Genomic DNA, 12,338 nt, shown 5'->3' on the forward strand with positions numbered 1-12,338 from the left:
CCCGTTAATTCCCGTCAGCCTCGCGGGGTTATTGACCGTTTGGTCGTAAGTATGAACGCGTGAACCAGTCTCTCATACGCATGCATGATATAGCCTAGTCCTAAGAGCGTTCACTTCTCATGCGAGAGGATACGGTGAGATCTTCAACACAGATCATTCCCGGTTTTCAAACGGCTTGCGTTTGATGAGTCAGATGTTCGGAATTTCTTGCAGTTTTTCAAACTGTGCAACGGGTACGCCAGGCTCTCAGCCATACCGGGCGAAGTTTGAAATATCTCTGCCTCTGAATAATTGATCCCACTTTGAACATATGATCATTCATACTCAACCATATACTTTTGGCTGGGGCAAGACAAATTGTTTATTTGTCCTGAGTAAAACAACTTTGGATCATAAATTTTAGTAGAATCGCGGGAACGATTTTAAAATTAAACTTGCAATACAATGCACTGTTGCAATTTTTAGAGCTTACCGATTTTCGTGAGCACCATCGGAACGTCACACCCCTTTCACCAAAATATTTTTGCTCTCGCAGGGTTCCAACCCTTTGGTATAGCTACAACGAAGGGTCATATTCGCCCATTTCGTGTGCACGACGGCAGGTCAGGAAGCTTTCAACCAATTTTAATCTCGTTATTTGGCAAGAACAGATGCTGCTTCGCGGGTCTTTCTGACTGAATCTGCCACGCGGGATGTTGAAATCTGAATGGTTTCCAGATTACTGGTCAAGCCTTCCACAGACGACGCCATGATGCGCATATTATTGGTCACACCGTTGGTGACGGCACTTTGCTCCTCGACGGCGGACGAAATACTGGTTACGCCGTCGCGTACCGTTTGAACCGCCCTTTGAATGGTTTCAAGCGCACCGACAACCTCGCCTGAAATGGCCTGAATACCTGAAATCTCCTCGGATATATCCTCTGTCGCCTTGGCTGCTTGATTGGCGAGGTTTTTGACCTCATTGGCAACAACGGCAAAACCTTTGCCCGCATCACCTGCGCGCGCACTTTCGATTGTTGCATTCAGTGCCAGCAGATTGATCTGACCAGCGATATTGCGGATGACTTCAACAATATTGCCCATGGCATCAACAACCTGCGCCATGCGCTGGGTTGAATCATTGGCCGTAACCGTTTCGGCAAAAGCCCGTTCAGTCTCTGAGCGCGACTGGCTCATGCTTTGTGAAATCTCAGCGATGGAAGCCGCCATCTGTTCGGCACTGGCAGAGACTGTCTGGACCGTGTTTGATGTTTCTTCAGACATGGAAACACTCTGGTCTGCGGAACTGTTGAGCTCACCCAGGTTGCCGTCGATTTCGCTGAAGTTCGTATCGATGATCTTTTTCAGATCCAGCAAAAGCTTGGTTTGTGCGGTAATGTCGGTTGCAAACTTCACGACCTTGAAAGGACGCCCCACCGGATCAAGAACAGGATTGTAGGAAGCAGAGATCCATACTTCCTTGCCGCCTTTGCCCAGGCGTTTAAACTCGCCAGAGTTGAATTCACCGGCATTCAGGGCTTTCCAAAAATCCTTGTATTCTTTGGAGTCCCGGTAAGAAGGTTCGACAAAAATGCTGTGATGCTTACCTTTGATTTCGTCAAGCGTGTAGCCCATCACATCCAAAAACATCTGGTTTGCGGAAATAATGGTGCCATCAAGCTCAAACTCGATCGTCGCCTGTGATTTCTCGATGGCGCGAAAAACACTTTGCCACATTGCGCGCTCGACACGACGCTCTGTGATGTCAGAAGCGAGTTTGACGACTTTTTTGGGTTTGCCATTGCGATCGAGAATTGGGTTGTAGCTTGCTTCAAGCCAAATCATCTGGCCGTTTTTTTTCCTTCTGGCCATTGCGCCAGAAACGAACTTGCCAGAACGAAGCTCTTCCCAAAACGCTTCATATTCCGCCTTGTTAAAATCCGACGGCATAAACATACGGTGATGCTGGCCTACAATTTCATCAAGCTCATATCCCATCGTCTCTAGAAAGTTCTCATTGGCCCTGACGATGGTCCCGTCCATGTTGAACTCAATAACAGCCATGGACCGATTCAATGCCTCGTAAATCTGGGCTTTTTCTTTATCACCACCATTGCTGCCAAACATCACTGCCCCCTGAACCTTTCAACCTATGATTTCATTCAGGTGGTAAAGCGGGATGTTTATTACAAGGAAGGTTGCTGATCTCTGTGGCGTAATTATCCACAGTTCAGAATCAGGCAGGCCACTTCACGATGTAGCGTGTCAGATCAGGATGGGCTTCGTCTTCGGGGATTGCCATGCCACGCACGGACATGCCTGCCATAATGGCCGAGTCTGCGACACCTGTCTTAAGCGGATGCCAGTCGGGTAGTGGTTTTCCCTCTGCCATCAGGCGATAGGCACAGGTGGATGGCATCCAGGAAAGGGTTTCGACATTTTCCTTGGAAAGCTGCACACAATCGGGAACATGCTGGGTCCGATTGGGATAATCCTTGCAGCGACAGGTATGACAATCAAGCAGGCGACACGCAACCGAGGTGTAATAGACAAAATCGTCTTCTTCGTCCTGCAGCTTGTGCAGGCAACATTTTCCACAGCCGTCACAAAGGGATTCCCACTCCGCTTGCGTCATTTCAGCAAGAGTCTTGGTTTCCCAGAACGGTTCAGGTGGCAATGCGACGCGGTCTTTTTTATCCATGATCTCTCTCAGTCGGGCCGTCATTGAGACATAACATAGTCTAACCCGCACGTAATCCCCGTCGCATTCAAGTCTGACAACGGTTTGATCAACTCTCTGCGATCATGTGGAAGAAGGACCCAAAAACACTTCCATCCACCAGGCCGGCAGGGCCCAGATCCAGGCCCGTCGCCGTTTTCATCCGGCATAACGGCATGCCGTCTTCGGACAATGTAGTCGCGTAGTGAAATTCATGACCACGCAGCTTCATGCCTGCCGGACCAAACGGGGTCGGAATGCCCAACTGTGCCTCGCGATAGCCAAGATGCAGCCTGCGGTTGGCAAAGCTGGTTTCAAGCGGCAACAGACCAAGCATTTCGTGGCGCGTGCCACTGGCATCAACAAGGCCGTTGCCAAGGGTCATGTACCCGCCGCATTCGCCGTAAATCAAGATGTTTCGTTGGGCAGCATCGTGCATGCCGGCCCTGAAAACCTTGGCCGCGGCGAGGGTTTTGGCATGAAGTTCCGGATAGCCCCCGGGCAGATAGATGGCATCACAATCCGGGTTCGGGGCATCATTCGCCAGTGGCGAGAAAAAGGAAATTTTCGTCCCCGCCGCGCGCCAGCCATCCAGAAGATGGGGGTAGCTAAACGCAAAGGCCGCATCACGCGCCACCGCAACATGACGGCCAAGCGGGGCAATTGCGGGTGCGGTCGGCGTTGAACTTGCAGATTTTTTGGATTTCTTGGCCTTTCCGGCGTTTTGACTCACCAGTGCGATCAAGGCATCCAGATCGACATCTTCACTGATGATATCGGCGGCACGATCAAGAAACGTCTCAAGCTCGGCATGTTCGCCTGCCTGCACCAGACCGAGATGACGTTCCGGCAGGATCAGGTCTTCGCTGCGCCGGACAGCGCCAAGAACCGGCAGATCCGGCAGATGTTTGGTGCAGGCATCGACAATCATTTGCTTGTGGCGGTCGCTGCCCACCCGGTTAAGGATCACACCCGCAACATTGATGTCATCGCGAAATTTGGCAAAGCCGGAAATCACCGCCGCCGCAGAGGCCGACTGGCCTTTCACATCGACCACAAGAACAATCGGCCACCCGGCAAGGGCGGCAAGATCGGCGGTCGATCCATCGCCGTTGGCGGCACCATCGAACAAGCCCATGACGCCTTCGCACATCAAAAAGGCTTTGCCGTGCGTGTGATCGCGGGCCAGACCCTTGATCTGGTCTGGCGTCATCGCCCATGGATCAAGATTGATACAGGTGTCGCGACAGGCAGCGGCCTGAAAGGCGGGATCGATATAATCCGGCCCGGCTTTGGCCGCGGCAACAACATGACCTTTGCGCGTCAGTGCACGCAAGAGGGCGAGCGTAATGACGGTCTTGCCACTGTTTGACGCAGGTGCCGCAATCACGACTCCCGGAATGGTGTCAGGCATGTTAGGCTGTTCTCCGAGCCGAATTTATTTGCCATGATCATGGCATTACGCGACGGAATAATCAGCCGTTGTTTTTGACCGCCTCGGTCACGCCCTTTGCCATGTCTTCCGGGCTGGTGCCGTAATTGAAGTGGCGGACGAATTTGCCTTCGCGATCCATCAGATACACGAAGGACGAATGGTCCATCAGATAGGTATCGGTATCCTCAGGCTCACCTTCCGGGATCGCCTTCGCGTAGTAAACACGAAACGCCTTGGCGGCCGCCGTTGTCTGTTCGACGGTGCCGGTCAACCCAACCATCCGATCATGGAAATAGGGAACATATTCAGCAACCGCTTCGACCGTGTCGCGTTCGGGGTCGACGGTGAAAAAGACGGGTGTGATTTCATCTGCGATGTCCTGGGGCATCATATCAAGTGCTGTTCCCATGACCTGCAATTCGGTCGGGCAAACATCCGGGCAGAAGGTATAGCCGAAATAGGTCAGCATATATTTGCCCTTGAAGTCATCCTGAGTGACAGTTTCGCCATCCTGGTTGACAAGTGTGAAGGGACCGCCAATCGATGCCGTACCGGACGAATTTGTTTCAGTCCCCATCATCATCAGGCGATAGGTCAAACCGATCCCGAGAACCAGCGCAATACCCAGAATTGCCAGAAGCGTCTTTTTGCTCACGCGTCCATCCTTATGTCTTTGCCGGTTACGGACAACCGATCCTTGTGCGTCACAACCTGACCCGGCACTATAAATATCCCGGCGATACTTGCAAGATCAGCACCTGTGGGAAAGCTCACACTCAGTCACAATCCCATTTAAATGCCGACCTTCTGCAAACAGTTCGAAGCGCCGGTATCGCTTATGCAATCGTGGTCGCTGCCAGTGCGAACAGGATTATCCCGTTAATGATCATAAGCCCGCGCCCGACCGGCACCATCAGGGCCCGGAACCGCTGTGCGGCATATTGGCCGACAAAGCCTGTGACAAACAACATCGGCACCGTGCCAAGGCCAAATACCAGCATCACCGCACCGCCATTAAGCGCCGCACCGGTGGCGGCCGCCATCACAAGCGCGCCATAAACCAGACCACAGGGAATAAAGCCCAGCATCACGCCCAGCAAATATCCCCGCCAGCCATAGGGGGCCTGGAAAAGCCCACGCGCATGATTGCCAACCAGCTTGTTCCACCAGCGTGATTCGCCGGTCGATGGCAGCAACCCGCCAAGATGAGGCATCAGGCCCAAAATACCGAAAAGAAGGAAAAACACACCGGCCGCAATCAGCAACACCGGCCCGATCCACCAAACTCTGGTCAGGGCACTGATGCTGTCGGTGAAATAGCCGGCCAGCACGCCCAGCAAGCAGTAGGTCGACAAACGCCCGAACTGATAGGGCAGGAGTGCGGCACCGGTCAGACGGCGAAACTCGCTCATTTTCTCGACCGGGAGCTGTTCCATCCGGCTGGTGACCTGACTGATCACGAACGGGCCGCACATGCCGACACAGTGGGTCGCACTGCCCACCAGTCCCGCCACCAACGCAGTCAGAAGCACCCCGCCATCCGTGCGTACGATATCGGCACATTGCGCCCAACCGCTTTCAAGGATGCGTATCAATACCTGCTGTTCGTCCATGATCCATCCAGGTCAAAACCTTTGCGCGCGATTGTACAGTCGCGCGTACCACCGGCAACGATATATATCAATCTGTTGCCGCCTTTTCGGGCGGGACCGACGTTCAGTTTTTGAGGGGATCTGCCGGTGCGGTGATCAGATCAAGCACCTGTTCGAACGGCACATGGCGCACCGCGGTCACATCGTCCTGCGGCGACAGCCAGTTCAGGCGATCCCGCAGACCGACAACCTTGCCCAGAATACATACCGCAGGCGGCTCAACACCTTCGCGTTCGACATCATCAGCCGCCTTTTCAAGGGTGGTGATCAAAATGCCCTGTCCCGGTGTGGTCGCCTGACTGATCACGGCAAGCGGTTCATCCGCGGCCCGGCCATTTGCCATCAGTTCCGACGAAATCCGGCGCAGATGTTTCATGGCCATATACATGACAAGAACCGGTGCACCCTTGGCGAGGGCCGCCCAGTTGATGTTGTCTGGCACTTCACCACTGGATCCGTGGCCGGTGACAAAGGTGACCGACGAATTGCAGTCGCGGTGCGTAGTCGGAATACCGGCATAGGCCGCACCGGCGATCCCGGCGGTAATGCCCGGCACCACCCGGAATGGCACATTGTGATCAACAAGGGTCATGCCTTCTTCGCCGCCGCGTCCAAACACGAACGGATCGCCGCCCTTGAGACGCAAAACACGCAGGCCCTGTTTGGCCAGTTCAACCAGCTGCAGGGAAATATCGGTTTGTTTCGAAGATGGACGGCCACCGCGCTTGCCCGCATAGATGCGTTTGGCATCGGGACGCAAAAGGTTCAAAATCCGTTCATCGACCAGTGCATCAAAGACAACAACATCGGCCTGTTGCATGGCGTTGACGGCATGAAGCGTCAGAAGACCGGGATCACCAGGTCCCGCCCCAACAAGCCATACCCAACCCGGTTCAAAAACCGGAAAATCAACACCAAGGTTCGTCATCGCGCGATACTTCTACTTAAATGAAATGCAGCCATCTGTGCAGGACCGCATCAAGAGGATATGTTAAACAGCAATCAAACGATACGCACAACATATTTCCGATATTTTTTCGTATAACTTTTTAAATCACATAAATATTGATGTTTAATTGAATTTCCCAATCGGATCTCATCCCCGCCCTCAATAGCGAAAACACCGACAGGATTAACAGGAAAAAAACCGACTGATGGCAAGAAAACCGGAAGGACCACTGCGCAAGGGATGGACGACGGGGGCCTGTGCCACCGCCGCAACCCGTGCCGCGTGGCAGGCATTGCTGTCCGGCGACTTTCCCGATCCGGTCACTATTACACTGCCTGGCGGAGAAACGCCGTCCTTTCAGTTGATCAAGGCGGAAAAGGGCAATGGCTGGGCGCGCGCCAGCGTGATCAAGGATGCCGGCGATGATCCCGACGTCACCCACGGGGTGGAAATCATATCGACGGTGCGTGTCGGCAAACCCGGATGCGGCATCACATTCCAAGCTGGCGACGGGGTTGGTACGATTACAAAGCCGGGCCTGCCATTGCCGCCGGGTGAACCCGCGATCAATCCCAAACCGCGCGAAATGATGGTCGGACAGATCGAAGCACTTTGTGACCAGTATGGCGCAAGCCCCGATGTCGAGATCGAGATTTCCATTCCCGGGGGTGCTGAAATTGCCACCAAAACGTGGAATGGGCGATTGGGCATTGTCGGCGGTTTGTCGGTTCTGGGCACCACGGGGATTGTCATCCCGTTTAGCTGTTCGGCGTGGATCCATTCGATCCATCGCGGGATTGACGTCGCCCGTGCGACCGGGCGCGAACATGTTGCCAGCGCAACCGGCAAAACGTCCGAGGCGGCCATTCGTGCATTCTATGGCCTGCCGGAAGAAGCCATTCTTGATATGGGCGACTTTGTTGGCGGGATGCTGAAATATCTTCGCAAAAACCCGATTGCCTTTGTCAGCATCGCCGGTGGCTTTGCCAAACTGGTCAAACTTGCCCAGGGGCATCTCGATTTGCATTCAAGCCGATCACAGGTCGATTTTGATCGACTGGCAGCAACGATTGCAGCGTGTGGCGGCGATGAAACGCTGCAAGACCAGTGCCGCACGGCCAATACCGCCAAACAGGTTCTGGAACTTTGTCAGGCGGCGGACGTTAAGATTGAAGATGCTATTGCCCGTCAGGCCTGCGAATCCGCACGCGCCACATTGGACGGCGCATCGGCCGTTGAAGTCGTTATTACCGACCGCAACGGCACCATCATTGCCCGCCACGGGATTGGCGAATTTGATCAATTCCGACCGGTGGCATCGTAAGCAGCAGTTCGTTAATCTGTTCCTGTGTCTGCGCAACAAACAGGCCATCCAAGGTCATAAAGCAACAACAAGGTTCTTTGCCCATGTCCCTCTCCCGCCCCGCCGAACGTCCAAAACGCATTCTTATTTTTGGCGGGACCGGAGACGCAAATCGCATTGCAGAGGACCTGATGCATGAGTTTGGCCGGGATGTTCGTTTGCAACTCTCGCTCGCCGGGCGCACCAGCGCGCCCAGCCTTCCTGATGGCGTCCCTGTTCGCATAGGCGGTTTTGGCGGGCCAGAAGGCATCATCACCCATCTCAAAAACGAACAGATTGATCTGGTGATTGACGCGACCCACCCCTATGCCACCGAGATTTCACACAATATCGCCAAGGCCAGCCATGCGGTTGCGATGCCTTGCATTCAGTATCACCGTCCGGCCTGGGAACAGACCGAAGATGACAACTGGATCATGGTAAAATCGATTGAAGAAGCGGCCAAAATCCTGCCTGACGTTGGCAATCGCGCGCTGATCGCAAGCGGTGCCAAGAACCTGCATGCCTTTGAAGGGCTTGAAAAAACATGGTTGCTTGTACGCACTGTTGATGCCCCGCGTGATCCGTTTGATCTGGAATTTGGCGAATGGCTGTTTGCGCGCGGCCCGTTCAGTGTTGAAAGCGAGACCGAGCTTCTTGAACGCAACGAAATTGATGTGATCGTCAGCAAAAATAGTGGCGGTGATGCGACCTTTGCCAAGATCGAAGCCGCACGGAACCTTGGCATTCCGGTGATCATGATTGAACGCCCCGGTGGGGAGCCGGTCATTCAGGCTCCGTCGCGTTCTGAAATCATCGATACCGTTCGTGAGACCCTCAAGAAGATCTGATCGCGGCTCGTGTTCTTGGCACCTTCGAGACAAGAAAAAACCCCGCCAAAAGTTTGGCGGGGTTTTCTTTTTGATCGTCTGATCAGCCGTGCGCCTTAGACGAAACGGCGGAACTCACCGGATTTACGCGGCGGGCAGAACCGTTTGAGGTATGACGGCGCAATTGCTTCGAGGCTGTTGGGCGTAATGCCAAGTTCGGCAAAACCGTCCGCACCTTCGGAAACGACGTTATCGGTCTTGAGCAAACGCACCTGATCCGGGGTCAGCGGCGGGACCGGCAAGAACTGCAGGAAGAATGCCTTGATCGACGCCAGCCAGAACGGAACCGGCATCAGAATGGCGCGCTGACGGGTAATGCGCAGCATGTCCTGCAAAAGCGCCATGAAGGAATAGGTTTCCGGCCCACCAAGTTCATAGGTTTTGCCAGCCGATTTACCTTCGGTGAGTGCGGTGACAAAGGCATCGGCAACATCGCCAACATAGACCGGCTGGAATTTCGGACCGCCTTCGCCGTGCAGATCTACCTTGCCTTCACCCAGATCAACTTTCGGAAGGCCCGGTGCGCCAACAACCGGCAGCATCGGCGAGAAACGCGCCATGGTGGCAAACTTGTTCAGGAAGTTATCATTCGGGCCAAAAATCACCGACGGGCGGAAGATCACCGCATCCGGGAACACTTCGCGCACGGCCTTTTCACCGGCCAGCTTTGACGTCGCATAGTTGGCAGAGGTGTTTTTATCCACACCCAGTGCCGACATATGCAAAAGCGTCTTTACACCGGCTGCCTTGGCTTCCTCGGCAATGCGTTTGGCGGCCTTGACGTGGATATTGAGAAAATTCTTGCTGCCGCGTTCATAGAGAATGCCAAGCAGGTTGATCACCGCTTCGGAACCCTCGAGCGCGCCCTTGATGCTGTCTTCGTCGCGCACATCGCAATGGACCGGCACGACCTGCCCCAGATTGCCCATCGGTTTGAGTTTTTTGACGCGTTCAAAGCTTCTGGTCGGGACGCGAACGATAAAATCACGCTCCAGCAGACGCTTGACGATATGACGTCCGACAAATCCGGTGCCGCCAAAAACGGTTACGATACGACGATCCATGCTTGCTCTCTCCTTGCCGGTCGGGACTATGCGGACGATGCCCGCATCAGATGCCCGTGCTCGGTGGCCTTGGGGTCCGGAACGCCAAGACGATCCGGTCCGAAACTGATCCTGTGGAAAATCATATGGTGCCTGAACATACGGTGTCCAAACAGACGACAATATGATTTTCCGCAGGCTCTTGGGTTATATACGACCCGCTATTGTGGTCAACAATGCGGTTTTATGAAACGTTTTCGTCTCTGCCCTGCAATTTGGCCAGTATTTCATCATGCAGGGCCAGCAAACCGGCCCGATAATCCGGATAGCGCAGCTTAACACCCAATTCCTGTTTGATCCGCGCATTTGAAACGCGTTTATTGTCTTCATAGAAACTGGCAGCCATCGGGCTTAGCTTTGCAGTAGCAAAATCCTGTTCGGGTGGTGGATCGATACCCAGCAAACCGCAGGCATGGGCAATCACATCCTGCGGCGGGGCCGCATCATCATCACAGACATTATAGGCCGCCCCGCAATTGGGCTGTTTGATGGATGCCAGAACCGTCTGGGCGATGTCATCAACATGGATGCGCGAAAAGACCTGACCGGGTTTGACGATCCGGCGTGCACGACCTGACCGGACGGTTTCAAGCGCATTGCGACCGGGGCCATAAATGCCCGCCAGTCGGAAGCTTTGCACACACAAATCATGACGACGGCCAAGATCAAACCATGCCTTTTCAGCCGCCACGCGTCTGCGCCCGCGCTTGCCACTTGGCAAAAGATCATCATCCTCGGTGACTTCGGCACCATCCCGATCACCGTAAACCCCGGTGGTCGACAAATAGCCAATCCATGTGCCCGCGGGCAGTGCCGCAAGATCACTGCCATGATGATGGATCACCGGATCGCCCATCCCGCCGGGCGGGGCAGATGAAAGGACATGCGTCACGCCTTCAAGCGCGCTGGCGATATCGGCAATCGGTTGACCATCGGAAAAAATGAAGGGTTCGATGCCTTCAGATTTCAGCTGTTCGGCCTTGTCCGCGCTTCGCGTGGTTCCGGCAATTTTCCAACCTTCTGCCTTAAGCTCGCGGGCAACAAGGTGGGCGGAAAATCCCAATCCGAAACAGAACAGCTTATTGGTCATCAAGGCACCTTTTGTGACGGCAAATTCGTGTGAAGGGCACAGTAACGGCCTTGCCACACACAAACAAAGTCTTTTGGCAAAACCTTTTGGACCATGATTTGTTCCCGCAAACTGTGGCTTTCGGGAACAACAATCATCTTGTTGCCGTTTTCATGGTGTGAGACTTCACGAATATGCGTTTTCAGATATGCGCATTCAGCCATGGTGGATTGATCATGTGATCTTCTATGGTGACTGCCAGAAACTTTGCCAAAGACGGAGCTTTTTCATGTCACGACTTTTCGCGACCTCGTTCCTAGCGCGCGCCACAGGCTTGCTGTGTCTGGCGGGGTTTGTCGGCATCTATGGCGCAGGATTGCCTTCCGCCAAGGCCCAGACCGAAAGCAACGGTGGCATGACACAGGAAGAAAGCCAGCAATATCGTGACTGCATCAAGCTGGCCCAACTCAAACCCGAAGACGGATTTGAAAGCGCGATTGCCTGGCGCGATCTGGGCGGTGGGGAGCCAGCCCGCCACTGTGTTGCCGTCGCACTGATATCGCTTGGCAAATATGAAGAAGCCGCCACCCGTCTTGACGCACTTGCCAAGGACAGCACGGCCGGACCGGGTGTCGTTGCCGGAATGCTGGCCCAGGCAGGCCAAGCCTGGATGATGGCCGATAACCTTGAATTCGCCTGGCGTGATCAAAGCCGCGCGCTTGAACTGGTGCCCAACAACCCGCAGCTTTGGGTCGATCGTGCCATGGCGCTTGGCCTTGCCGGGCAGTATTGGGAGGCGATTGACGACCTCAATGCCGCACTTGATCTTCAACCCGATCATACCGAGGCGCTGATTTACCGGGCATCGGCCTGGCGACTACTTGAAAGTTACGATTTGGCAATGACTGATATCGAACAAGTTTTGAACCGGGAACCCCAGAATGTTCAGGCACTTTTCGAACGCGGCAAGCTCCATCAGATTGCCGGTGATAACGATCTTGCACGGCAGGACTGGTTAACTGTCATAGAACTTTCAAATGGAACCCCTGTTGCTGACGCGGCAAAAGCGAATATAGAGAAGATGGATGTTCGCACCGGATCGAACTGACGGGGACCGTCAGTTTAGAAAACAGGTTCACGGTGACCGATTTCCTTGTATATGACCGGTAGAACCATTTGCCGGACCATCACCGGATA

At 54.2% G+C, this 12,338-nt stretch carries 11 protein-coding genes; 3 read left to right on the top strand and 8 right to left on the bottom strand.

The features are described from left to right. Window positions 1-633 precede the first annotated feature (633 nt). From WBY09_RS00965 to cobA, 6 genes are all read right to left on the bottom strand, one after another. Window positions 634-2,109: a methyl-accepting chemotaxis protein gene (locus tag WBY09_RS00965; protein ID WP_336231817.1), complete on the bottom strand. Its 1,476-nt coding sequence runs from the start codon at window positions 2,107-2,109 to the stop codon at window positions 634-636. 109 nt (window positions 2,110-2,218) lie between these two features. Then, a complete protein-coding gene (locus WBY09_RS00970; protein ID WP_008888934.1) occupies window positions 2,219-2,683 on the bottom strand; it encodes a YcgN family cysteine cluster protein in 465 nt (154 codons plus the stop codon). Window positions 2,684-2,771: 88 nt separating this feature from the next. Next, complete coding sequence (locus WBY09_RS00975) at window positions 2,772-4,115, bottom strand: cobyrinate a,c-diamide synthase (RefSeq protein ID WP_336231818.1); 1,344 nt, start codon at window positions 4,113-4,115, stop codon at window positions 2,772-2,774. A gap of 61 nt (window positions 4,116-4,176) precedes the next feature. Then, window positions 4,177-4,791 (bottom strand): SCO family protein, encoded by a 615-nt coding sequence (locus tag WBY09_RS00980; RefSeq protein WP_008888932.1) that lies wholly within the window; start codon window positions 4,789-4,791, stop codon window positions 4,177-4,179. A 181-nt stretch (window positions 4,792-4,972) separates the two neighbouring features. Next, entirely contained in the window at window positions 4,973-5,749 is a 777-nt protein-coding gene (locus WBY09_RS00985; RefSeq protein WP_064788029.1) for a sulfite exporter TauE/SafE family protein, read from the bottom strand. 103 nt (window positions 5,750-5,852) lie between these two features. Then, entirely contained in the window at window positions 5,853-6,716 is an 864-nt protein-coding gene (gene cobA, locus WBY09_RS00990) for a uroporphyrinogen-III C-methyltransferase (protein WP_008888930.1), read from the bottom strand. Window positions 6,717-6,942: 226 nt separating this feature from the next. Between cobA and WBY09_RS00995 the strand changes: the two genes are divergently transcribed. Continuing rightward, window positions 6,943-8,061, top strand: coding sequence for a cobalt-precorrin-5B (C(1))-methyltransferase (locus WBY09_RS00995; RefSeq protein ID WP_286791343.1), 1,119 nt, complete (start codon window positions 6,943-6,945; stop codon window positions 8,059-8,061). 83 nt (window positions 8,062-8,144) lie between these two features. Continuing rightward, a complete protein-coding gene (locus tag WBY09_RS01000) occupies window positions 8,145-8,930 on the top strand; it encodes a cobalt-precorrin-6A reductase (RefSeq protein ID WP_286791344.1) in 786 nt (261 codons plus the stop codon). A gap of 95 nt (window positions 8,931-9,025) precedes the next feature. On the opposite strand, the gene WBY09_RS01005 is transcribed toward WBY09_RS01000, so the two are convergent. Beyond that, window positions 9,026-10,033 (bottom strand): complex I NDUFA9 subunit family protein, encoded by a 1,008-nt coding sequence (locus tag WBY09_RS01005; RefSeq protein WP_064780318.1) that lies wholly within the window; start codon window positions 10,031-10,033, stop codon window positions 9,026-9,028. A 223-nt stretch (window positions 10,034-10,256) separates the two neighbouring features. Beyond that, complete coding sequence (locus WBY09_RS01010) at window positions 10,257-11,162, bottom strand: SDR family oxidoreductase (RefSeq protein WP_064780317.1); 906 nt, start codon at window positions 11,160-11,162, stop codon at window positions 10,257-10,259. 268 nt (window positions 11,163-11,430) lie between these two features. On the opposite strand from WBY09_RS01010, the gene WBY09_RS01015 reads away from it, so the two are divergent. Then, complete coding sequence (locus tag WBY09_RS01015; protein WP_286791345.1) at window positions 11,431-12,249, top strand: tetratricopeptide repeat protein; 819 nt, start codon at window positions 11,431-11,433, stop codon at window positions 12,247-12,249. Window positions 12,250-12,338 lie beyond the last annotated feature (89 nt).

Source organism: Thalassospira sp. CH_XMU1458, assembly GCF_037027205.1.
Taxonomy (GTDB): Bacteria; Pseudomonadota; Alphaproteobacteria; order Rhodospirillales; family Thalassospiraceae; genus Thalassospira; species Thalassospira tepidiphila.